Consider the following 22,473-nt stretch of genomic DNA (forward strand, 5'->3'; position numbering starts at 1 on the left):
CTATTACAACTGGGAAAGGCCACATCAAGGTATAGGCGGTAAAAAACCTATCGAAATGACCACCCTAAACAACATATCTTAAATCATCTGTTTGTCCTCGAATTACTAAACCCTTACAATTGCGAGCGTTAGCGTGGTAAACGCTCGTCTTTATACTTGCCACGTCGCTATCGCTAACCGCAATGAGAAAAGGTTCAACAAAAAAAGAGACATGTTCATCGCATGTCTCTTTTTTATTATTTGGCTGCTACCAATTTCTTGGTATCTATTACCGTTTTAGCTTCTTTATGCGGATGATAATAGTTTTGTAAGAATTTCTTCTTAGAATCATGGTATTCGGTTACGCCGCCTAACATGTTTAACAGTTTAATATAACACCAGGCTAAATCTAACTGGTGCGGCAAGAAGCCCGAACGTGCACTTTTTGGGTATAAATGGTGATTGTTATGCCACTCGCCGGCCACAATACCAGGCCATAGTTGATTGATGGACATATCGTCGCGGTTGTAATCAGTACCGTCCTGGCGCATATCTTTACCTTTTCCGTGTCCTTCGTAGTTAAAGGTACGCACACCTACTGCCCAAAAACCGGCAGCGCCAAAAATGGTGCAGGCCAGGGCATGTCCGCCAATCATAAAAAACACGAAGTACCAAAATCCCCAGTTCAATAAAATTCCACCTATAGTACGCACCGGGTTAGCCAGTGTTCCCCATTTTTGGTATTGCGCATACGTGTTGGAAACCTGCCCGGTATGGGCCATGAGTTTTACACAGCGACCGTAGCTGTTTTCATCCATGTTTTGCGCAATGGGCTGGTGGTTAACATCAGCCAGAAAGCAGTATAAGAAACCACCCTGGGCATTATAAGGATCGCCGGGTTGATCAGACTTAGCATGATGCACGTGGTGCGATATCACGTAAATTTCTTCGGGAATTATCTTAAGGGTAATATTTTGCGTTATAAAACGCCAAACGGGGTTGCGAAACTTATATGCTCTGTGGGTGCAATACCTGTGGTACCAAACCGTACCGTGCGAACCCATTACCACCATACTATATAAGAAGGCCACAAGCACTAAGCTCCAGCTAAAGTATTTGAAAATAAAAAAGCCTAAACAAGTGCCCAAAACCACAATCATCATCCAACTGGTAAAAGAAAGCCAGTTTTTGCGGTCGGCAAAAATGTTTAGTCTCTTAAAAAACTCTTTGAATATAGCGCCGGGCGTCGGCTTAGATAAATCTCCCTCAACAGTTTTCCAGCCATAAGATGGCTCACGTAACACACTATCTATAAATGCCATATATTAAGTATCAGTCTACAATTAATTAGTGGTGTGTAAGGTAGGCAAATTATTCAGAATATTTCTAAATTAATTAACAACCTTGCCCCCCGTATTATGTTATACGTATTATGGAAGACTTTGGATTGACCCTGGCCATTAACGGCCAGCAAATAGCATCAACGGTTCACCCTCACATTGAGGGCGAAAGCACATATTACGATATTATTACCGACGATTTTACGATTACCATCTACAAAGACACTTTGTACACCTGGACGGCCTTTGTAAATGCTGGTTTCAGCAATGATGAAATTCAAAGCATCGGCGAGCAGCTGATCGATTATTAAATGCAAAAAAGGTCATTCTGAATTTTACAGAATGACCTTTTGTTGGCGTTTCAATTGGCCTATGGCTCAATAAAGCTACCATCTCCCCTCCTGCGCAATTGCCTGCCGTTACGCGATGGCGAACCGGTCCACTTTTGAAGATTGGCACGCACGCTTAACATAAAATAACGGCTTAACGCATTTGATAAGGTATTGGTAAAACCATTTTCGGTAGTTACCTGGTTTACAAAGTTATTTTGTTTAAGTACATCGAAAACCTGTAAACGTACGATTAAGTTACGTTTGGAGAAAAACTCGTTTTCTATATAAGCATTTACCACAAATGGATTGCGGCTTATATTGTTGCTGATACCGGTAATGAAGTTTTTGCTGGCACTATAACCCACTTGCAAGGTTCTATTCTTCATGAAGAAAAATCTTCCATCAATGGCTAAAGCTGTGGTACGTATATCGGTGTTGGATGCTGGGTTGGCTTCGAAAAAGTTGCGGGTCACATCGTAAGCAACGTACGGATTCACTTCTATAGACTCGTTAGGATTAATCCTTGGCCCGAAACGCTCGTTCAATCTCCAGGTATTTCTAAAGTTTTGCACGTTGTTCAGCATGGAAACGGTGCGATTATAACCAACACTTCCAATTAAGGATAAATTATACTTACGATCGGCCAATTGTTTGGAGATGTTGTAGTTACCATTCACATTGTAACTGCCGTTCAAGTTTACATAACGGGTTTCGTTTTTAAATGCCCCATAAGCATCAGGAATACGCACATTGTTGGTCACAATTTGATTGTTGACTAAAGCCGCCACCACATTGGCAGACAGGTTGAGCCTTGAATTGGAGATGTAGTTATTATACTGCGTGTTAATAGCATGCCTGAAAGCCGGTTTCAAATCGGGATTACCTACTACCGGGTTTTGCGGGTTTGACACATCGCGCACGGGCTGTATCTGGTTAAAAGACGGTTCGGACGGATTACCCTGGTAACTGAGGGTAAACCTTTGCTGCCGCGACCACGCATACTGAAAGCGTGCAATAGGGATTAGGTTAAAATAATTTTGGTCAGTCATTATATTTCCCTGACTCACCCGCGTGCCCCGCAAATTGGTTGGCACAGCAGTTAGCCCCAATGAAAAATTATATTTGGTTTTTGTAAGCCGGTAATTTAACGCAATGCGGGTTTCGGTAAACGAATAATCGTAAACATTACTTAACGAGTCTATCAAAAACCGCTGCCCGTTGGCTGATATATTGCTGGTGTAAGCCGTGTTATCGTATCCGCGGTAATTTACCTGCGCATTTAATTCCAGTTGTGATGATAGCGATAACGGCTCCACATAAGTAAAGCTTGTCCGAATGTTTTTGGTCAAATTATCACGCTCAATGTAACGATGAACCAGTGAATCTACATTACCGGTAGGTAAATAATATCTGATGGTGTTGTTCTGCTCATTGTCTACCTCCTGGTTTGAGTTGGTATAGTTGAACTGGAACGACAAGTTACGCCTTGGTTTCTTAAAGATGTGCTGATAAAGAATAAGTCCTCCCCAGTTTGGCGTTTTATTGTAACTGTTGTTAGCGCCCAACCTGTCCTGATGCCTTAAACCAGTTTCAAAACGTGATGAGGTATTGGTATTGTCTGACGATGTGAAGTTAATGGTCGGCGTTATCTGTAAATAGTTGGCGCTGTCTATCTGGTAATCCAGCTTAAAATCGAGCTTGTGATTGATTCTATTGTTTTGTGAATCGCCATTGTTGGTGAAGAAAATCGTACTGTCGCCACGATTGGCCGGTATGGTGTTAAAAAACTGCTCGCCATTGCTGTTGGTAATGGCGTGCACTTTGTTAATGCTATAGCCATAACTACCATTTACCTGCACCTTCTTACTCAACTGATCGGCGAAGCTTATGGTAGGTGCAATGGTAGTGGTAGTACCACCAGAACCACTGTTGCTGTTGTTATTGTTCCCTCCCCCGGCCGAACCGCCATTGGTACCTGTAGAAGCTACGCCATTTACGGTATTCCTGAAATCACCAATCACACCTATTTGCTGGTTGCCGTTAATACGCTGTAAAAATGCCCGGGCCTCATACCTGTCATTGTTACCGGCACCGGCACTTAAGCGTGCAATGTTGCCTACCGATCTATCGGCGCGGGTGGTAATGTTCAGCACCTTTTCGGGGTCACCGTCCTTAATACCTGTACGGGCGGCCTGATCACCGTAATCATCCACCACCTGAATTTTTTCAACAATATCCGCCGGTAAGTTTTGAATGGCTTGTGCCAGATTACCGCCCGAATATATCTTGCCGTTCAATTTAGCCCTGGTTACGGCTTGCCCCTGGTGTGTAAGCGAACCATCGGTGCCCACTTCCATACCTTCCATTTTCTTCAGCAATTCATCAACCGATGCATTTGGGCGCACTTTATAATCGCTGGCTTTATATTCTACGGTATCAGTTTTATAAGTGATGCTGGGCGTGCCGTTAACCACCACGGCAGCTAACTGGTTCGACTGGCCGTTTAAGATGATCGGATCCAGCACCAGCCTTGGCACGGCATCGTTGTTGAGCATTTTTCTCACCACCGGCCTGAAACCTATACTGGTGATACTTAAAACGAAGGTAGCCGATTTTACGTTTTTGAAAACGAAGATACCATCGGCATTGGTGGTGGTAAGCATGCTATCGGTGCCTGTTTTGAGCTTTACCGTAGCGCCTATGATGGTATTGTCGATACTGTCTTTAATAATACCGCTTACTTCTCTAAAGGGTAATGGTGGCTTGGCTGCGGCCCCGCTCCTGGCGGGCACCTGGGCATAAACGCCGCACGTGACCGTAATCAAAACGATTAAAAGTATAAGTTTCTTCATTGTGTAAGGTTATAGTTGAACATAGAGAAGGTTTTACGGTTTGGCTAACTTGTACTTTCCCCAAAAATCTGTTGGCGTCATCATTTCCATCAAGGCACCACCACCGCCAAAATTACCGCCGCCGCCGTTACCACCACCGCCAAAGCCGCCTCCGCCGCCTTGCCTGTTGCCACCGGCACCGCCCTGGCGCGCCTGGTCGCGGTTGTTACCGCCAAATTGAATACCGTTTAGTTTAAGATTGTAGGCAAGCTCGGTACTTTTATCTGCACTGAGCCCAATAAGATTTAAAGGGATGGCCAGTTCGTAAAACATACTGCCCTTGGCATCGAAGCTGATCCCGGTTTTGATACCGTAAGTATTGTAAATAGACACCAGCGTGTCTGTAATGTCTTTGATGCCGGTAACGCTTAACTCTTTGGCCGCGGTTGCGCTTTGTTTACGTGCAGCTACAATAGCGGCAGTATCGGGTGCGGTGGCGCCTTGTCCGCCACGGTTGCCGCCCGGTCTGAAACCCCGCATACCGCCACGGCCCGCCATAGGGTATTCTATTACCACTGCATCTTTTTCCTTTTTCTTTCCATCGGTGTTAATGGTAAAGGTTAAGCCGCCGCCCAATAACTTATTAATATTTGCATCGTCGGTACAAGTTATGGCGAGGTATAGGTTTTTGGCATCGTTGGCCAGGGTATAGCGTAAAGTAGTACTTTTGTTGTAAGCCGGCAAGTTGCCCCACTCAGTTAATTTACCATCTACTTTAACGGTAGCCGGTGCCTTTACACCGGCAGATATATCTGCATTTTGCTGAGCCAATGCCGGGAGGGCCGATAGCATGGCAAAAGAAATCCCTGTAAACGTGGTTAAAATGCTGCTTCGCAACTGCATAATTGTTGTGTTTGGTTTAAAGTGAGTAATGATAAAAATCAGCTGGTAAGACTTTAGATTTTTACATTGGTTTATAACCCGATGAACATTTTTACGAATTAGCGCATCGGTTGTTCTTAACAAACCAAATTTAGCAGCTTAATGCATTTTATATCAACCTGTCAAGTAATAAATTAAATACAATGGATTATGGTGCAAACTTGTTACACAATAAGTGTAAATGTATTATTAATTAAATTCGGCCATTAAACTATAAAACCGCCGGTCGGTCTAATTTGCAGCAAACATTAACTCATACTTTGCTATTATTGTATTTTACAAATACCCCGTGAAAAATTTACTTATATGCCTTGGTGTGCTTTTGATAAGCCACAATTGTTTTGCACAGGAAACGGTTGAGCGCAGCCGTAAACTTACGCCCGAAGTAACCGAAAAGTACCATGTGCTCAAAAGCGATTATGAAGTTAAACAAGGTATGTATTCTGCCTACCTAAAAAAGGTACTGGTAGCTGCCGGTAATTATACCAAGAATAAAAAAACCGGTACCTGGACTTTTTTTGACAGTAAAGGCAAAGTGAGCCAACGCTTTAATTATGATAAACTAACGCTCATATACGAGGCACCGCAAGATACTACCTCACACATTAGGTATGTGGTAGATGATTCTTTAAAAAACAACCCAGTATTTAGCCGCCCTGTGCGTATTGGCGGCAACTACTTTGGTTATCTGCCTTATATAAATGTGATTAAGCTTCCGCAAAACCTTGCTAACTTAAGTAACGAAACAGACCTGGTTTTAATGGAATTATTGATCACACCACTTGGCCGCTTAGCCGGGTATAAGTTGAGGATCACACCCATGTGGGCAACCAGGCAATACGAGGATGTGGTGCTCAACATTAATTTGAACTTATTGGCTGACGAAGACAAAGTTTTTGTTCCGGCTACGCTGAACAATGAACCCACGGCAGTGAGAATAGTTGTGCCCTGCTCTTTTTTCAAATCAGACTTGATCAGGCTTTAAAGTAGGATACACTATATACAAAAAAGGCTGCCTTGCAATTGCAAGGCAGCCTTTTTTGTACTTTATAAAAGCCGATTAGTGATCGTGGTGACCATCCGGACCATGTGCATGGCCATGAGATAATTCTTCCGGGTTAGCCGGACGCACGTTAATGATACCGCCTTTGAAATGTAATTCCTGACCAGCCATCGGGTGGTTTAAATCAACAATTACCGAATCTTCAACTACCGATACTACCTGGCCCTGAAAACGGTTGCCCTGGTTGTCTTGTAACGGTAATACAGATCCTACTTCAGGCATATCTGTACCATCAAACATTTCTTTAGGCAGGTTGGTTACCGCCTCGTCATTATATTCGCCATAAGCATCTTCAGCGCTTAATTTGAAGTCAAAGTTATCGCCGGTTGAAAGCGTGCTTAAATGCTCTTCAAACTTTGGCAACATTTGGCCTGCGCCATACAAAAATGTTAATGGCTGCTCCTGGGTTGCACTCTCAACCAAAGCTTCTGTGCCGTCTTGCTGGTTAACATACAAATCGTAAGTTAACGATACGACGTGTTGTGGTTCAATCTTCATTGGATAATTATTTTTATTAAAAGCTAAGAAAGCGCAATTTGTTTTAAGGCTTCCGTTACCGTGTTAGCGGGTAATCCGCAGGTTTTATCTTTGCAGATAAAGATACGGGTTTGCTCGGCTACGCGATTTTGCAGTAAAGGTAAATTTTCTTGCGTGCCTCCCAACATTATTTTATTAGGAATATAATTTTCTTCAAACTCTTTTCTCGATTGCTGAGCATCATTACCGGTAATGGCTATTTCATAAACTCCAAAAACTTCATCAAGTAATAACATAGACCAGTTGGAGTATGATGAACCATATTTTGCCATAAACGGCATTACGTTGCGCAGCAATTGCGCAGCTATATCTTCATACTGTCTATTTTCTAACAGCAAACTTAGTTGATGAAGGTTACGTGCCATTACCGAGTTAGAAGAAGGAATAACGCCATCCATAATTTCGCATTTTCGGGCAATTAATTCTTCATCATCATTGGCGGTGTAAAAGAACATACCATCTTTAGCATCATAAAAATGTTCAATGGCAGTATTGGCCAGCCGTTGTGCCAGCGCTAACCAGCTAAATTCAAAGGTAACCTCGTACAAGGCCATAAATGCTTCAATTACATGTGCGTAATCATCTAAAAAAGCTACCTGGTGATTTTGGTCGGTTACTGCTCCGGGTTTATATATCCTGATAAGCCGGCCGTTTTCTTTAATAAGGTTGCTGGTGATGAAGTTAGCATTGTTTAGCGCTAATTGCAGGTATTCTTCCTTGCCGAAGGTACGGTAAGCTTCGCAGAGGCCTTTAAGCATTAACCCGTTCCACGAGGCCAGTATTTTGTTATCCAAGCCTGGGCGTATGCGGTGGCTTCGCGCTTCAAATATTTTGTGTTTGGCTGCTGCCACTTTACCTCGCAGTTGCTCTACCCCCATCCCTAACTGACCGGCCAGTAATTCATCCTCCTCGCGCCGTAAAAATATATTGGTTTGCTCTTCTTCCCAGTTACCTTCTTCGGTTACATGGTAATAAATGCAAAACACATCGGCATCATGGCCTAAAATTTCTTCGACCTCCGCTTTGGTGAATGTATAGAATTTACCTTCCACGCCTTCGCTATCAGCATCCAGCGCAGAATAAAATCCGTGATCGGCCGATGTTAATTCGCGCTGAACAAAGCTGATGGTTTCTTCTACTACGTTTTTATACAGTTCTTCTTTGTTCCAAGTATAAGCTTCGGCATACAAACCAACCAGTTGTGCATTATCATACAGCATTTTTTCAAAATGCGGTACATGCCACTTACCATCAACCGAGTAACGGGCAAAACCACCGCCAATATGATCATAAATACCACCAAAAGCCATTTTGTGCAGCGTTAACTTTACTTGTTGTGCGATGTCGCTATCTTGCATTAAATGTGCATACCGCATTAAGAACTGCCAGTTGTTGGGCATAGGGAATTTTGGCGCGCGGGCCATACCTCCCTCCTTTTTATCCAGGTAACGTTTCCAGGCGTTTACAATGGCTTCTGGGTCTGCCTTGGTATACTCAGGCTGCTCGGTGATCAGGTCTACTGATTCATACTGTTGTATCCCTTCGGTCAACCGTACGGCATATTCAATAGCCTCATCCTGACGGTTGGTGTAAAAGTCTGACAGGCTCATCAAAACATTCATCCAGTCGGTTTTTGGGAAATAGGTACCGCCGTAAATGGGCCGCTGGTCGGGCAGGCAAATACAGTTCAAAGGCCAGCCGCCGCGGTTGGTCATCAATTGTACGGCGCTCATGTAAATTTGGTCTACATCGGGGCGCTCTTCCCTGTCTACCTTAATGCAAACAAAGTGCTCGTTCATTAAAGTGGCCACCTGCTCGTCTTCAAAGCTTTCATGCTCCATAACGTGGCACCAGTGGCAGGCCGAATAGCCTATGCTAACCAGTATGAGTTTATTCTCATCTTTAGCTTTTTTTAGCGCTTCGGCACCCCATGGGTACCAATCGACCGGGTTATTGGCATGCTGCAATAAATATGGAGATGCTGATTGGGAAAGACGGTTCATATATTATATATCGGATTTCGATTGTGGATGTCCTAATTTAATTATAAAAATTTAAGCTAAGCTAAAGCTTATCTCCTTAAAACTAACAATGCCGTACTGCTTTAAGCAATACGGCATATGCGCTCATCTAATTAACTGTTTAGTCTTCGTGCACATGGCCCTCGTGTGAGGTTAAATCGCCCTGGCTGTTACCTGTCTTATTATTAATATGTGTGCGTTCTTCGGCCGATGCCTCATGTTCGGTATGTTGTTTACCGCTGGTGCTTTCGGCCGTTATACCGCCTGTCATGGCAGTAACCACGCTATCGGGCAGCGTATTGTTCATCGCAGTTTGTACCTTGTTGATGATACCGGGCACTACCTTGTCAGTACCGGCCATTAAACCTTCGTAAGCTGCCTCAGCAATTTCCTCTGGCTTATAAAAGACCAATTTTTTGTAAGCAACAGTATCGGTGGCGTTTGCTTTATGAAAAAAGTCGGTATCGGTAGCGTTAGGCATTAATGCCGTCAGCGTTACGTTAGTATCTTTTACTTCCTGCACCAAAGCCTCGGTAAAAGATAGTACGAATGCTTTAGAAGCGGCGTATACGGCCATTAAAGGCGTAGGCGATTTGGCTAAAGACGAAGCAAGGTTTAAGATTCTGCCCTCGTTACGAGCAAGCATATCTTTAAGGTAATACTTGGTCAAACTCATCAGCGCAATAATGTCTAAATGCACCAAGTCAATATCGCGGTCCAAATCGGTTTCGGCAAAGGCGCCGTATTCTGCCTGGCCGGCATTGTTCACCAGTACATCAACAGTAATACCCCATTGGGTGGTTTGCTCATAAACTTCTTTTGCTGCGCCGGGCTTAAACAAATCTTTAGCCAAGGTTTTAACTTGTATGTTGTATTGCTGTTCAAATTGGCGGGCCACGTCATCAAGACGTTCGTCGCTGCGGCTTACAATAATGAGATTGTATCCGTCTTTGGCAAACAGTTTAGATAGTTCGTAACCTATTCCGCTGGTTCCGCCAGTTATTAATGCGTATTTCTGAGTAGTTGTCATGGCTTGTATATTTACTATAAACAACCACAAAATCCATTTTTAGTTTATTAATTTTCTCCGAAAGAAATAATCTTAGAATTATGGATACCTAAGCGCCAAAGGTAGCCTTCATGATTAGTGATCTGCTTATCAATTTAAAGCGGGCTTTGGCTTACGCCGGGCGAAATAAATTATAGCGCCAATAATATAGATCCACCCTAATAGGCCGGGCAAGATTTGGCTATACGGTTTATAATCTCCAAATACCGTTCCGGTAAAAGCAGAAGTAATGGCAATAAACGAACTGGTCATTTTATAAATATGCTCTGATAGCCAGAGCCGCTTGCGAACTTCAACAGACATAACTGCCCGAAAAACATCATATAAACAAACCACCAATAAGGCACCCAATATAGAGTAGGTAACTACAGGAGCCCAAAACATGCCGGTACGCTGCAAGTAATATACGTAGCCGCCGGCAATGCCTAACGATACTGAAGGCACTACGTAATCATACCACAATGGCCTCATACCCTTTAACCGCAAAGTTCTAACACCACTCCAGGCGGTGTACCCGCTTAGTACAGTAACCACCAATAGAAAAATGCTTCTTTTAAAAATAAGTACGCCAAATAAACCCGTTACCACCACCACAACCATGGTTCTAACATACCAACGGCCAGTGTTAATGTGCAAGCCTTTGCCTTTAGGCACAATCATGGTAATAAGGCCCAGCAACAAAGCAATGCTGCCAAAGCAAATATGAATTATAATATTAAGCCGGTGAGCCCACTCCATATACTGATAAGATTTAGTTAAAAATACGTTTAATACTTAGCGGAACACAAACTTTCGGACGGATGGCACGGTATGCCCGACGGATGGCGTCACGCAAAATGAATTGAAAGCTTTCGGCTTTATACTTTCGGCTTTCGGCCTAAAACTTTAATTTCGCAGTTCAAGAAAAGAGGAAAAAGATTTGGATTACTTAGAGGGATTAAATCCACAGCAGCGCGGTGCCGCCGAACAAATTAACGGCCCTGTAATGATCATAGCGGGTGCAGGTTCGGGCAAAACGCGTGTTATTACCTACCGGGTAGCTCACCTTATACATACCGGCGTTGATGCCTTTAATATACTGGTGCTTACCTTTACCAACAAGGCAGCCAAAGAAATGCGCGAGCGTATTACCAAAGTTGTGGGCCCCGAAGCCAAAAATATTTGGATGGGTACCTTTCACTCCGTATTTGCAAAAATACTTCGGGTTGAAGGCACCAAGATAGGTTACCCCAGTAATTTTACCATTTACGATACCGACGACAGCAAGAGTGTACTGCGTGCCGTGTTGAAGGAAATGAATTTAGACGATAAGCTGTATAGCCCAAACTATGTGTACAACCGTATATCGGCCGCTAAAAATAATTTGGTATCGTGGGCAGAGTATCAGCAAAACGAGCAGATCCAATCTGATGATCATGCCAACGGTCGCGGGCACCTGGGTAAAGTATATGAAATGTACGCTACCCGCTGTTTCCGTTCGGGCGCTATGGATTTTGATGATTTACTTTTTCAAACTAACCGTCTTTTAAAAGAACATACCGACGTACTTTACAAATATCAGAACAAGTTTAAATACTTAATGGTAGATGAGTACCAGGATACCAACTTTTCGCAATACCTTATTGTGAAAAAGCTTGCCGCCATAAATGAGAACATTTGTGTGGTGGGCGATGATGCACAAAGTATCTATGCTTTCCGCGGGGCTAACATCCAAAACATCCTCAATTTCGAAAAAGATTACCCGGACTTAAAAGTATTTAAGCTGGAACAGAATTATCGTTCTACCCAAAATATTGTGAACGTTGCCAATAGCATTATTTCCAATAATAAGGAACAGCTTAAGAAAAACGTATTTTCGGAGAAAGACCATGGTGATAAGATCAAGGTAAACCGTGCGTTTAGCGATAACGAGGAAGGTAAGACCGTGGCCGAGGCTATAATGCAAGAGCGTAGTACCAATGGCCAAAAGTGGAACGACTTTGCTATTCTGTATCGTACCAACGCACAGTCGCGCTCTATGGAGGAAGCTTTACGCAAGCTTAATATTCCTTACAAAATTTACGGCGGACTCTCCTTCTACCAGCGTAAAGAGATCAAAGATCTGATCGCATATTTCAGGCTTACTTTTAACCCTAACGATGAAGAAGCGCTAAAGCGCGTAATTAATTACCCACGCCGGGGCATTGGCGATACCACGGTAGATCGTATTATCTTATCGGCTGGTCAAAACAACATTACCCTATGGGAGGTGATTGTTGAACCGGGTAAATACCTTGATGGCCGCAGTGCTTCGAGTGTGGGCGTGTTTTCTACCATGATCCAGAGCTTTATGGTGGTTACCAAAACACTTTCGGCTTATGACGCGGCATTGCATATAGCCCAGCATTCAGGTTTGTTAAAAGATCTGTATGAAGATAAATCGGTAGAAGGCTTAAACCGATATGAAAACATCCAGGAGTTGTTGAACGGGATTAAGGAATTTTCGGAACGAGAAGATATTGAGGAGCGCAGCCTGGATGTATTTATGCAGGATGTAGCATTGCTAACCAATGACGATAACGACAAAAACCCCAATGCCGATACAGTTTCGTTAATGACCATCCACTCTTCTAAGGGATTGGAGTTTCCGCATGTGTTTGTGGTGGGTTTGGAAGAAAACTTGTTTCCTTCACAAATGTCGCTTAATTCGCGCACCGATTTAGAAGAAGAACGTCGCTTGTTTTACGTGGCTGTAACCCGGGCCGAAAATAAATTGACCATCAGTTATGCTACATCGCGCTTTAAATTTGGCACACTCATTAATTGCGAGCCAAGCCGCTTTTTAGATGAAATAGATGCGCAATACCTGGAACTTGATTTTAAAGCTAAGCCTCAAACTGGCAATCCATTCTTCGACGATGAACGTAAAGCTTGGAGCCGCAATGCCGATACTTTTTCAAAGCCCAAGGCTGCCACTGCCCCACCGGCCGGCAAACCGGTTAAAACCACATCCTTGCTGGCCAAAGCACACGTACCATCGCCGGGGTTTGCTCCGTCAGATACTTCGGGCTTGCAAGTAGGGATGGAAGTGGAGCACGAACGTTTCGGCTTTGGCAAGGTGATTAACCTGGAAGGCAATAAACCTGATATTAAAGCCACTATATTTTTCAAGGAAATTGGTCAAAAACAGTTACTTCTTAAGTTTGCCAAACTCAGAATTGTGAGTTAATTACTTTTAAACTAAAACAAAAAAGCCGCTAATTAGCGGCTTTTTTGTTTTATGGATATTTCTTCTGCACAATCGTTAAACGAAATTTGCTTTAAGCGTCTAACTAAAATCTATTAATACAAAGGAAATCTGTAACAACATTGTTATCGTATGTACCACAATATGAGTAATTCATTACTAAAATATTACCCAACAATTGGGGAATTAAATCAACAAGTTTAACTGTAATGAACATAATAATTGATTATTAGTGTAAAAAAGCCCTTTCTGTTTCATGGCATATGCTTTGAACATTAGGGTATACACCCTTTTCCCTAATAGGTGTTTAAACAAATTTTATGAGTGCCTTAATCAACAACAAAGCAGTAAATTCGGTAGGTAACAACATTCGTACACTGCGCCATCAGCGTGGCTGGAGCCAGGAGGATGTAGCCAGCCGTTTAGGAATTTCAATACCCGCGTTTTCAAAAATTGAAACGGGTATCACGGATGTAAATCTTTCGCGCCTGGAACAAATTGCAAACATCTACGAGATTAGTGTAGTGCAATTATTAGGCTTAGGTTTAACCGAAACCGAAAAGCAATACTCGAGTATGAGTGCAGCGCAAAAAAAGCTAACCGATCGTGAAGCAGAAATTGCTGATTTACAACGTAAGGTTATTGAACTGTATGAAGAATTACATAACAGAAAATCTGTTGCCGTATAAATACGTACGCTGTTTGTAATAACTGACACTTATGTTGTATTAAAAAGATACCACTTAAGGTTTTATGGCCCATGCCGCAGCAATTGATTAAACGATAGGTTAATTCCGTTTACTTATAATCAATTATTGCGGCATTTTCCATTAAATGAACTTTTTAAATGTTTTTGGAGTAATAATTGTCGCGGTGTAGTTGTAAAAATTACAGATTATGACAATGAACTATTTGCTTTCAACATCTCCAGATGCAGCAGTAAAGTTAGGTACCATCCACGACCCAGATACCAAACTTAAGGTAACAGTAATTGATCTGTTAAAATCTAAATTTAAACCCCGCAAGGGTGAAGTAAGATTCTTTGTTACCGCAGGTAACGAAACACTTGCATTTGAGACTCAGGGCTATCGCAAGCACCGTAAGTTACTGATTTTAGAAATGGTGGCCTGGTATTGTGTTTATTTAGGCTTGCTAGAAGCGCAGATACACTCAAGTTTACCTATGCTCAAGTTAGGCTAACATCATTGGTGTTAGAAACCGGCACGTTCAGGATTGTGAAGCATATCACTCATATCAATGATTTTGTCATCAATTTCCGATACGCACTTGATCATCATCTGTATACATTCTTCCTGACTTACCAGCCCCTCCCTTTCCAGGTTCATGAGTCCTTTTAAAGTGGCAATTGGTCCGCGTATTTGATGCGACAAATGCGAAGAGTATTCTGAAAGCTTCCTGTTCTTCAACTGAAGATCTTTTGTGCGCTCGTCAATGATCTCTTCCAGGTGATGATTGATCCGGTCGAGGTTATCTTTTTGGTTAGATACTTCGGCGTTTAAGGCCGTTAACTTTTTATTGGTATCGGCCTTACGTTTTACGTTGTTAATAAGCAGTACAATTACCAGCACTAAAAATACAGCCAGTACAACTACGGCAATAAATATAATGCGGTCATAATGCTGCCTGAGTAATATTTGTTCATTCTTTTGCCTCAAAGCTTCCTGACGGTATTTGGCCTGCGACAGGCTGATGGCAGCAGAAGTTCGTGAAGAGTAATTAATACTATCCTGCTGATAAATAACCTGCAAGTATTTAAGCGCCTGCTCATAATTCTTGCGTTTAAGTTCCAATTGGTAAGAAGTCAATTGGTAATCATGCAAAACACCCTCATTTTTCACAAGTGCAGCATAAGCCTTACCCTCTACTAAACTGGCTTCGGCCCTATTATAATCTTGTTCCGACACATAAATTTCGGCCAGTGTAACGTTGATCTGAGCTACACGTTGATTCAGATCCAGCTCTTTGGCTTTGTTCAACGCATCAAACAAGTATTTTTTCGCCTTATCTTTTGCCCCGGTTGAGTAGTTTATTACACCCAAATTTTGCAGCAAAGTAACCTCCAGTTCAGGATTGCCAATATTATTGATAATGCTGTAGCTCTTTTGGTAACTGTTTAGAGCCTTGGAATAGTTTTTCTGAAGCTGGTAAATGTTCCCGAAATTGAGGTATAAAGAAGCTAAAAGATTTTGATTAGCAATCTTCCCCGACTTGTAAAGATCCATTGCCGAATTTAAATATTCAATACATTTATCTGCATCAATGCTCATATATAACGAGCTGATGTTAAGATATATACGAACCTCACCTATAACGCTTTGTATAGATTGATATTTATCCAAAGCGAGAAGATAACTTTCAATTGCTCTTTCACTATTGCCTAAATAATATTCGCCCAAACCCTTAATACGATATGCGTCTGCAGCACCCTTTGCAAAGTTAACTTTGTTGGCCAGCGATAAAGCTTTATCGGCATACTTTACAGTTTGCGAGGCGTCGGTTAAACGCATGTCAAAACCCTTGGCAATTAAGTCTAATACCTGGGTGGTATCTTGCTTTATACTACTGATACCGGCACGTGCCGATGACGCGCTACTAATAACAATCAATAGAATTATACAAGCAAAAAATCTCTTCATTTAGGCCTTATTACGGTATGTCGTATCAAATGTTATAAATATATAAAGAATGGAGATGCAATAGGCCGAAAAATTATTTTTTTATTTTTTTGGCGATATTAAAAACTTCTTTACATTTGCAGTGTTACTTTAAATAACACACATAAAACACTATTAAACATATTATTATGAAAAAGATTTTTTTAATCGCAGCTTTCTTTGTTTCAACCGGAATCATTTCTTCTTGCACTAAAGAAAACAACGTAACTCCTGTTGCCAAGTCATTATCTGCTACTACTGAAGATGAACTTTCAGAATGCCAAAATTGCTTAGGTACCGGTGATGGTGGTGTTGATCGTCCTACTCCTCCTAAAAAACCGTGATCTGTTAAAGGCCCTGTTTTTTATTAATAATTCATTCTCCGTTTCTATGAAAAAGCTGATCTTACTTTCTGCATTATTTGTTGGCGCAGGCACCATGTACTCATGGAGCGATGTACAGCAGGGAAAACCCGCAACAACTACTACAGTAGCAACCATTAAGTTGGCCGAAGCAAAAGCTTCGCTTAGTAAACAACCTGCCCGAAGTTCAAAAAACGTTTTAGGCACAGCCGACGGAGGAATTTAATTAATCAGTTGATTTCATATCAATTTTTGCAAGGCTTTATAATATAACAGTTTTAGCTTATTATAGGCTATACAAATATATACATATAGCCTTGAAGTTAAGGGTAGTTTAATTATTGCGAAATGATTTTAAACTTATTGTGAATAAGCATTGTAAAGATTTCTCTGTAAAATAATACCTTAACAAGCAGCAAAATAGCTTTCATAAGTTATTAGTTACCTTTTGAAAAGCAATATAATGTTGGTAAATAATTCCCGGTGTGGATTAATTTACTTTACGGCGATATTTTTTGATGATGCTTATATACCTGTTTGGGTATTTATAAATTATATCTTTGTTGCCTTAGCAATTTAGATATGCAAATTATTAAACAGTACATCGAAGAAAATAAGCAGCGTTTGCTCGACGAGTTGTTTGACTTGTTGCGTTTCCCATCGGTTAGCGCCGATCCGAAGTACAAAGAAGCTGTTTTGAATACAGCGGATTATACAGCGGAAAAATTACGCGCAGCAGGCGCAGATAATGTTGAGGTTTGCCAAACAGCAGGTTACCCTATTGTTTACGGCGAAAAAATAATTGACAGTACCAAGCCTACTGTATTGGTGTACGGCCACTACGATGTGCAGCCGCCCGATCCTTTGGAGCTTTGGGAAACACCACCGTTTGAACCTACGGTTCGCGATGGTAAGATTTATGCCCGTGGTGCTTGTGATGATAAAGGCCAGTTTTACATGCATGTAAAGGCCTTTGAACTCATGATGCAAACCAACACATTGCCTTGTAATATCAAATTCATGATAGAAGGCGAGGAAGAAGTTGGGTCAAACAACCTGGGCATATTTGTAAAAGAGAATAAAGAGCGGTTAAAAGCTGATGTGGTATTGATCTCCGACACCTCTATGATCAGCATGGAAACCCCTTCACTGGAAACCGGCCTGCGCGGCTTGTCGTACCTGGAAGTTGAAGTGTTTGGCCCAAATCGCGATTTACACTCCGGTGTTTATGGCGGAGCGGTAGCTAACCCGGCTACCATACTGGCTAAAATGATTGCGTCGTTGCACGATGAAAACAATCACATTGCCATACCGGGTTTTTACGATGATGTAGTGGAACTAACCGATGAAGAACGTAAAGCGTTAAACTCGGCTCCCTACAACGAAGAAGAATACAAAAAAGATTTAGATATAGCCGAAGTTTGGGGCGAGGCAGGTTACTCAACCATGGAGCGTACCGGTACCCGCCCAACCTTAGAGGTTAACGGCATATGGGGTGGTTACATTGGCGAAGGCGCCAAAACCGTGCTACCATCAAAAGCCAACGCAAAAATTTCGATGCGTTTGGTACCTAATCAAACTTCAGAAAAAATTACGCAACTGTTTACCGAGCACTTTATACGTATTGCCCCGCCTTATGTAAAAGTGAAGGTTACCCCTCATCACGGTGGAGAACCGGTGGTAACGCCTACCGATAGCGTGGCTTACCAGGCTGCTCAAAAAGCAATTACCGAAGCATTTGGCGTAGAACCCATACCCACACGCGGTGGCGGCAGCATACCTATTGTTGCTCTATTTGAAGCCGAATTAGGCATTAAAACCGTACTCATGGGTTTTGGTTTAGACAGTGATGCATTGCATTCTCCTAACGAGAAGTACGATATATTTAATTACTACAAAGGCATTGAAACTATTCCGCTGTTTTACAAGCACTATGCGGAGTTGAGTAAGTAAGCTTTTCATATAATAAATAAACAAACAAACCGGCAAGCATTACTTGCCGGCTTGTTTGTTATAAGACTTGCTACATTCACATTCAAATATTCCTTGTAAATTGCAGCACTTATGATGCAATGGGAAAAACTGATCTCGGCAAAACGCTGGGGTGTTCAAGGCGATAGCAAGGCCGACCATGATTACGACCGCTCGCAATTTCAAAAAGATTATGACCGTTTAATTTTCTCTTCGCCATTTCGCCGGTTGCAAAATAAAACCCAGGTTTTCCCTTTGCCTGGCAGTGTGTTTGTGCATAACCGACTTACGCACAGTTTGGAGGTAGCCAGCGTGGGCCGCTCATTAGGAACCATCTTCTACAACAACCTTAAAAAGCAGGAAGCAGACATTGACATCCGCCTCCCGCTCATTAGTGAGGTAGGAAATATTGTGGCAGCCGCTTGTTTAGCTCACGATATGGGCAATCCAGCTTTCGGCCATTCGGGCGAATCGGCTATGTCGAGATATTTTACCGACGGAGACGGTATTAAATACAAGGAACATTTAACGGACGAACAGTGGCAGGATGTGATCCATTTTGAAGGCAACGCTAATGCTTTTCGCATTCTGACACATCCTTTTACAGGTAAAGGGAATGGTGCTTTTGCGTTAACCTACACTACACTGGCTTCCATCGTAAAATACCCATGCGCTGCCATTGCTGGGCATGTAAAGGGCAATATCCATCAAAAAAAATATGGTTTTTTCCAATCTGAACAGGCAGCATTTCAGTCAGTAGCCAACGAGTTGGGTTTAATTAAGGAGGCCGAACATCCGCTCATTTACAAACGTCATCCATTGGTTTACCTGGTAGAAGCCGCCGACGACATTTGTTACAGTATTATTGACTTAGAGGATGCGCACCGCTTAAAAATACTTTCCTATGAAAAAATAAAGGAGCTACTGATGCCCATATGCAATAGCATACGCATGGGTAGCTGGTTAGAAACCGAATTTGAAGACGAGGATGCCAAAGTAAGTATTATGCGCGCCAAGGCAATTAACAACCTGGTTACGGCCTGTTCACAGATTTTTTTAGACAATCAGGAAGCTATACTAAACGGCACGTTCAACCAAGGACTTACCGATGCATTAGACGAGCCTTTCCTTACACCATGGATGAACATCAGCAAAATATCTGTAGAAAAAATCTACAACTACCAATCAGTTGTGCAAATTGAGGTAGCCGGTTATAAAGTTATGGGCGGTTTACTCGAAGAGTTTATACCGGCGCTCATCAACAACAATTCTAAGTACGATGCCAAGTTAGTTGCGCTTATTCCAAAGCAATTTATTACCCGCAACACCGATGTATACTCGAAAATTCAAAGCGTACTCGATTTTGTTTCAGGGATGACAGACCTGTATGCTGTGGAACTGTACCGGAATATTAAAGGCATCTCTTTCCCTGCCATTCATTAAGCAATATACTTCAGTAAAAATCAACAACTATTTACTGCTAAATAGCACGGCAATCAGAAAGAACAAACCAATGGCCCCCACAATATAAGCCCAGTATTGCATTTTAATAAAAAACAGGGAATGATCGGGCTTTATTAAAAACTCTTGTCCGGTCGCTTTATCAATCATTACCCTATCCTTAGCTGGCGAATTAAAGTGGTTTCCTGCATACCAAATAGCTACTGCGGCTGCCAATACCCCAATGCATACATCGTAAGGTTGTTTGGGGTGAAAAATGGCGCTAAGCAAGAGCGTAGTTATAGCAACCACTGCAGCAGCAATAAACGGAACTAAGAAACCATAGCCTTTCCAAATAAATATCATATTGTCTTCAGATAAATAGTTAATAATCAAGCTTGCTTGCGTTATAAGTGTTAGCTAAGATATTTGTTTGCAGCAAAATAGCTTTGAACTAAAATTACCTAAACTCGCCAATGCTCGCACTTATCTAAAAATTCAGGATCGGCATCGGCACCAATACCCGGGGTATCGTTAATATGAAGATGATAGCCGTTATGGGTTACCCCATCCACACAAGGGTCTTCCAGGTGACCCAGCATACAGGTATCCATATCAAAAAACTTAATATTGGGACAACTGTAAACCAAATGCAGTTTGGCACTCAGGGCAATGCGGCTTTCCAGCATTCCACCCATCATACAGGGTACCTGATGTTCGGCAGCCAAATCATGAATTTTCAGAGCTTCCAATATACCACCTGATTTAGCCAGTTTGATATTGATATAATGGCAAGAGCCAGATTCTATTTGCTGACGAGCATCATGATGGCTGTAAACACTTTCATCGGCCATAATTTTAACTGGCGATAGCTGCATGAGTTGGGGCAGGCGGCTATTGTACCAGGTACGCATAGGCTGTTCGCAAAACTCCACACCCAAATCGCCCATGGCCTGCAAGGCATACACGGCATCATCGAAGCTCCAACCCTGGTTGGCATCAATCCTGATAAGCATTTGCGGGCCTATAGCCTGCCTAATCTTTTTCATACGCTCAACATCCTGCTGTGCATCTTTACCTAACTTTACTTTAAGTATGGTAGCTCCGCCTTCTTTAAATTTTATTGCTTTTTGAGCCATTGCCTCGGGGTCGGCAATACCTATGGTGATGTCGGTTTCCACCTCGCGCTTTTGTCCACCTAAAAACTTATATAAAGGCAGTCCCGCATTTTTAGCGGCAATATCATACAGCGCCATGTCAAAGGCACTTTTAATGGTATAGTTACCGGCGGTAAAATCATGCAATTGCTGCATACGTGCCGGGATATCGAGCGCATCCTGACTGTCCCACAGTTTGGCAAAATCGCGGGCCATGGCCAGGCAGGTATCCTGTGTTTCACCAACAATCATGGGGAAGGCCGAGCACTCACCCACCCCGTAGAAGCCTGCATCTGTATGAATACGAATGAGCACATTTTGGGCATACCGCATAGTACCGGTAGCAATGGTAAAGGGTTCCATTGCAATGCTAAAGCGGTAAATATCTATGTGTTTAATATAAATGTGCTGTTGCATATAATTGTTGAATAATACTATAACCTTTAAAATGACCGGCTGTTGTAAAATATTTTACAAAATTGTGTGCATAATTGTAGCTGCACCCACACAATTTAGTTTATATTTGCGTTACTCAGATATATTTGTAACTTATCAAATCTTATAGCCCGCTTGTTTACCTCTTTTTTAAGGTAGCGGGACTGACTAAAACCCTTACTTAACTAAATACATGGCTCAAAAAGTAACGCCTGCTGATTTTGATTATAATTCCACCCGTAGCAAGCTTTTATTAACCGAATATGGCCGCAATGTGCAAAACATGGTCAAATACATTGTTGCACTGCCTACCAAAGAAGAACGTAACCGTTATGCTAACGTAGTAATTGACTTAATGGGCTTCTTAAACCCGCATTTGCGCGATGTGGCCGATTTTAAACACAAGCTTTGGGATCACCTGCACATTATATCTGATTATAAGATAGATGTAGATTCGCCTTACCCATTACCATCGCCTGAGGCTATACACATCAAGCCCGAACCATTAGGTTACCCAAATAAACGCATCAGGTACAAGCATTATGGCAAAACCATTGAGCTGATGATAGCTAAGGCCAAAGCTATTGACGAACCTGCCCGCAAGCAACACATGGTGCAGGCCATTGCCAACTTCATGAAAATGGCTTATGTGCAATGGAACAAAGATTCGGTGACCGACGAAAGTATTTTAGCCGATTTGCGCGAACTTTCAAACGGTGAATTGAAGCTGGAAGATAATGTGAACTTGGCCCGCGTTGAATACCGCACACCGGTACAAAATACGCGCACCAATAATCAGAGCCGTAGTAATAATCAAAACCGCGGCACAAGCGGCGGACAACAAAACCGCACAGGCGGGCAGCAAAACCGTCCCGGCGGACAACAAAACCGCAGCAACAACCAAAACCGCAGCAACGGCGGCTCAAGAAAATACTAAGAAAAAGAGACAAGAAACAAGAGCCAGGAACCAAGATTTTTCATTTGCTTGAGAAATTTTGTTTCCTGGCTTTATATTTATTTCAATATTTTAGGTCTTGTTTCTTGATTCTTAGCTCTTGTTTCTTTTTTTTAAACATCTTTGCAGAAACAAATA

General features: G+C 42.2%; 20 protein-coding genes. 10 read left to right on the top strand and 10 right to left on the bottom strand.

Annotation, left to right across the window (positions count from 1 at the left end; genetic code table 11):
• Window positions 1–236 precede the first annotated feature (236 nt).
• The gene (locus IEV61_RS16250; RefSeq protein ID WP_188418105.1) at window positions 237–1,301 is read right to left on the bottom strand and encodes a fatty acid desaturase; all 1,065 of its coding nucleotides are present in this window, start codon (window positions 1,299–1,301) and stop codon (window positions 237–239) included.
• Window positions 1,302–1,411: 110 nt separating this feature from the next.
• On the opposite strand from IEV61_RS16250, the gene IEV61_RS16255 reads away from it, so the two are divergent.
• Entirely contained in the window at window positions 1,412–1,630 is a 219-nt protein-coding gene (locus IEV61_RS16255; RefSeq protein WP_188418106.1) for a hypothetical protein, read from the top strand.
• A 59-nt stretch (window positions 1,631–1,689) separates the two neighbouring features.
• On the opposite strand, the gene IEV61_RS16260 is transcribed toward IEV61_RS16255, so the two are convergent.
• The gene (locus IEV61_RS16260) at window positions 1,690–4,503 is read right to left on the bottom strand and encodes an outer membrane beta-barrel protein (RefSeq protein WP_188418107.1); all 2,814 of its coding nucleotides are present in this window, start codon (window positions 4,501–4,503) and stop codon (window positions 1,690–1,692) included.
• A 33-nt stretch (window positions 4,504–4,536) separates the two neighbouring features.
• Window positions 4,537–5,385, bottom strand: a complete 849-nt coding sequence (locus IEV61_RS16265) for a hypothetical protein (RefSeq protein WP_188418108.1) — start codon at window positions 5,383–5,385, stop codon at window positions 4,537–4,539.
• A 328-nt stretch (window positions 5,386–5,713) separates the two neighbouring features.
• On the opposite strand from IEV61_RS16265, the gene IEV61_RS16270 reads away from it, so the two are divergent.
• Window positions 5,714–6,409, top strand: a complete 696-nt coding sequence (locus IEV61_RS16270; RefSeq protein ID WP_188418109.1) for a hypothetical protein — start codon at window positions 5,714–5,716, stop codon at window positions 6,407–6,409.
• A 75-nt stretch (window positions 6,410–6,484) separates the two neighbouring features.
• Here IEV61_RS16270 and IEV61_RS16275 read toward each other — a convergent pair whose 3' ends face one another.
• The 4 genes from IEV61_RS16275 to IEV61_RS16290 form a co-directional block, all read right to left on the bottom strand.
• Window positions 6,485–6,985, bottom strand: coding sequence for an FKBP-type peptidyl-prolyl cis-trans isomerase (locus IEV61_RS16275; protein WP_188418110.1), 501 nt, complete (start codon window positions 6,983–6,985; stop codon window positions 6,485–6,487).
• Window positions 6,986–7,008: 23 nt separating this feature from the next.
• Window positions 7,009–9,027: a thioredoxin domain-containing protein gene (locus tag IEV61_RS16280; protein WP_188418111.1), complete on the bottom strand. Its 2,019-nt coding sequence runs from the start codon at window positions 9,025–9,027 to the stop codon at window positions 7,009–7,011.
• 139 nt (window positions 9,028–9,166) lie between these two features.
• Window positions 9,167–10,075 (bottom strand): SDR family NAD(P)-dependent oxidoreductase, encoded by a 909-nt coding sequence (locus IEV61_RS16285; RefSeq protein WP_188418112.1) that lies wholly within the window; start codon window positions 10,073–10,075, stop codon window positions 9,167–9,169.
• A 129-nt stretch (window positions 10,076–10,204) separates the two neighbouring features.
• The gene (locus IEV61_RS16290; protein WP_188418113.1) at window positions 10,205–10,852 is read right to left on the bottom strand and encodes a hypothetical protein; all 648 of its coding nucleotides are present in this window, start codon (window positions 10,850–10,852) and stop codon (window positions 10,205–10,207) included.
• Between the two features lie 181 nt (window positions 10,853–11,033).
• Here IEV61_RS16290 and IEV61_RS16295 point away from each other — a divergent pair, with 181 nt between their 5' ends.
• The 3 genes from IEV61_RS16295 (at window position 11,034) to IEV61_RS16305 (ending at window position 14,540) form a co-directional block, all read left to right on the top strand.
• Entirely contained in the window at window positions 11,034–13,322 is a 2,289-nt protein-coding gene (locus IEV61_RS16295) for an ATP-dependent helicase (RefSeq protein ID WP_188418114.1), read from the top strand.
• 338 nt (window positions 13,323–13,660) lie between these two features.
• Window positions 13,661–14,029, top strand: coding sequence for a helix-turn-helix domain-containing protein (locus IEV61_RS16300; protein WP_188418115.1), 369 nt, complete (start codon window positions 13,661–13,663; stop codon window positions 14,027–14,029).
• Between the two features lie 214 nt (window positions 14,030–14,243).
• Entirely contained in the window at window positions 14,244–14,540 is a 297-nt protein-coding gene (locus tag IEV61_RS16305; protein ID WP_188418116.1) for a hypothetical protein, read from the top strand.
• A gap of 11 nt (window positions 14,541–14,551) precedes the next feature.
• Here the strand turns inward: IEV61_RS16305 and IEV61_RS16310 are convergent, their stop codons facing one another.
• Window positions 14,552–15,997, bottom strand: a complete 1,446-nt coding sequence (locus tag IEV61_RS16310) for a tetratricopeptide repeat protein (RefSeq protein WP_188418117.1) — start codon at window positions 15,995–15,997, stop codon at window positions 14,552–14,554.
• Between the two features lie 167 nt (window positions 15,998–16,164).
• Between IEV61_RS16310 and IEV61_RS16315 the strand changes: the two genes are divergently transcribed.
• From IEV61_RS16315 to IEV61_RS16330, 4 genes are all read left to right on the top strand, one after another.
• Window positions 16,165–16,359 (top strand): hypothetical protein, encoded by a 195-nt coding sequence (locus IEV61_RS16315; RefSeq protein WP_188418118.1) that lies wholly within the window; start codon window positions 16,165–16,167, stop codon window positions 16,357–16,359.
• Between the two features lie 46 nt (window positions 16,360–16,405).
• The gene (locus IEV61_RS16320) at window positions 16,406–16,603 is read left to right on the top strand and encodes a hypothetical protein (RefSeq protein WP_188418119.1); all 198 of its coding nucleotides are present in this window, start codon (window positions 16,406–16,408) and stop codon (window positions 16,601–16,603) included.
• A 356-nt stretch (window positions 16,604–16,959) separates the two neighbouring features.
• The gene (locus tag IEV61_RS16325; protein WP_188418120.1) at window positions 16,960–18,330 is read left to right on the top strand and encodes a dipeptidase; all 1,371 of its coding nucleotides are present in this window, start codon (window positions 16,960–16,962) and stop codon (window positions 18,328–18,330) included.
• A 114-nt stretch (window positions 18,331–18,444) separates the two neighbouring features.
• Window positions 18,445–19,791, top strand: a complete 1,347-nt coding sequence (locus IEV61_RS16330; protein ID WP_229747189.1) for a deoxyguanosinetriphosphate triphosphohydrolase — start codon at window positions 18,445–18,447, stop codon at window positions 19,789–19,791.
• 27 nt (window positions 19,792–19,818) lie between these two features.
• Here IEV61_RS16330 and IEV61_RS16335 read toward each other — a convergent pair whose 3' ends face one another.
• Both IEV61_RS16335 and IEV61_RS16340 read right to left on the bottom strand, forming a co-directional pair.
• Window positions 19,819–20,154: a hypothetical protein gene (locus IEV61_RS16335; RefSeq protein WP_188418122.1), complete on the bottom strand. Its 336-nt coding sequence runs from the start codon at window positions 20,152–20,154 to the stop codon at window positions 19,819–19,821.
• Window positions 20,155–20,252: 98 nt separating this feature from the next.
• On the bottom strand, window positions 20,253–21,362 hold the full coding sequence (locus tag IEV61_RS16340; RefSeq protein WP_229747176.1) for a mandelate racemase/muconate lactonizing enzyme family protein: 1,110 nt from the start codon (window positions 21,360–21,362) through the stop codon (window positions 20,253–20,255).
• Window positions 21,363–21,573: 211 nt separating this feature from the next.
• Between IEV61_RS16340 and IEV61_RS16345 the strand changes: the two genes are divergently transcribed.
• Entirely contained in the window at window positions 21,574–22,317 is a 744-nt protein-coding gene (locus tag IEV61_RS16345; RefSeq protein ID WP_188418123.1) for a DUF4290 domain-containing protein, read from the top strand.
• Window positions 22,318–22,473 lie beyond the last annotated feature (156 nt).

The organism is Mucilaginibacter galii (assembly GCF_014635825.1).
Taxonomy (GTDB): Bacteria; Bacteroidota; Bacteroidia; order Sphingobacteriales; family Sphingobacteriaceae; genus Mucilaginibacter; species Mucilaginibacter galii.

What these genes read in the sequence shown, in the direction of transcription:
- IEV61_RS16250 (WP_188418105.1), bottom strand. Translation starts at nt 1,301, where the DNA reads ATGGCATTTATAGATAGTGTGTTACGTGAGCCATCTTATGGCTGGAAA.
- IEV61_RS16255 (WP_188418106.1), top strand. Translation starts at nt 1,412, where the DNA reads ATGGAAGACTTTGGATTGACCCTGGCCATTAACGGCCAGCAAATAGCA.
- IEV61_RS16260 (WP_188418107.1), bottom strand. Translation starts at nt 4,503, where the DNA reads ATGAAGAAACTTATACTTTTAATCGTTTTGATTACGGTCACGTGCGGC.
- IEV61_RS16265 (WP_188418108.1), bottom strand. Translation starts at nt 5,385, where the DNA reads ATGCAGTTGCGAAGCAGCATTTTAACCACGTTTACAGGGATTTCTTTT.
- IEV61_RS16275 (WP_188418110.1), bottom strand. Translation starts at nt 6,985, where the DNA reads ATGAAGATTGAACCACAACACGTCGTATCGTTAACTTACGATTTGTAT.
- IEV61_RS16280 (WP_188418111.1), bottom strand. Translation starts at nt 9,027, where the DNA reads ATGAACCGTCTTTCCCAATCAGCATCTCCATATTTATTGCAGCATGCC.
- IEV61_RS16285 (WP_188418112.1), bottom strand. Translation starts at nt 10,075, where the DNA reads ATGACAACTACTCAGAAATACGCATTAATAACTGGCGGAACCAGCGGA.
- IEV61_RS16290 (WP_188418113.1), bottom strand. Translation starts at nt 10,852, where the DNA reads ATGGAGTGGGCTCACCGGCTTAATATTATAATTCATATTTGCTTTGGC.
- IEV61_RS16300 (WP_188418115.1), top strand. Translation starts at nt 13,661, where the DNA reads ATGAGTGCCTTAATCAACAACAAAGCAGTAAATTCGGTAGGTAACAAC.
- IEV61_RS16305 (WP_188418116.1), top strand. Translation starts at nt 14,244, where the DNA reads ATGAACTATTTGCTTTCAACATCTCCAGATGCAGCAGTAAAGTTAGGT.
- IEV61_RS16310 (WP_188418117.1), bottom strand. Translation starts at nt 15,997, where the DNA reads ATGAAGAGATTTTTTGCTTGTATAATTCTATTGATTGTTATTAGTAGC.
- IEV61_RS16315 (WP_188418118.1), top strand. Translation starts at nt 16,165, where the DNA reads ATGAAAAAGATTTTTTTAATCGCAGCTTTCTTTGTTTCAACCGGAATC.
- IEV61_RS16320 (WP_188418119.1), top strand. Translation starts at nt 16,406, where the DNA reads ATGAAAAAGCTGATCTTACTTTCTGCATTATTTGTTGGCGCAGGCACC.
- IEV61_RS16325 (WP_188418120.1), top strand. Translation starts at nt 16,960, where the DNA reads ATGCAAATTATTAAACAGTACATCGAAGAAAATAAGCAGCGTTTGCTC.
- IEV61_RS16330 (WP_229747189.1), top strand. Translation starts at nt 18,445, where the DNA reads ATGCAATGGGAAAAACTGATCTCGGCAAAACGCTGGGGTGTTCAAGGC.
- IEV61_RS16335 (WP_188418122.1), bottom strand. Translation starts at nt 20,154, where the DNA reads ATGATATTTATTTGGAAAGGCTATGGTTTCTTAGTTCCGTTTATTGCT.
- IEV61_RS16340 (WP_229747176.1), bottom strand. Translation starts at nt 21,362, where the DNA reads ATGCAACAGCACATTTATATTAAACACATAGATATTTACCGCTTTAGC.
- IEV61_RS16345 (WP_188418123.1), top strand. Translation starts at nt 21,574, where the DNA reads ATGGCTCAAAAAGTAACGCCTGCTGATTTTGATTATAATTCCACCCGT.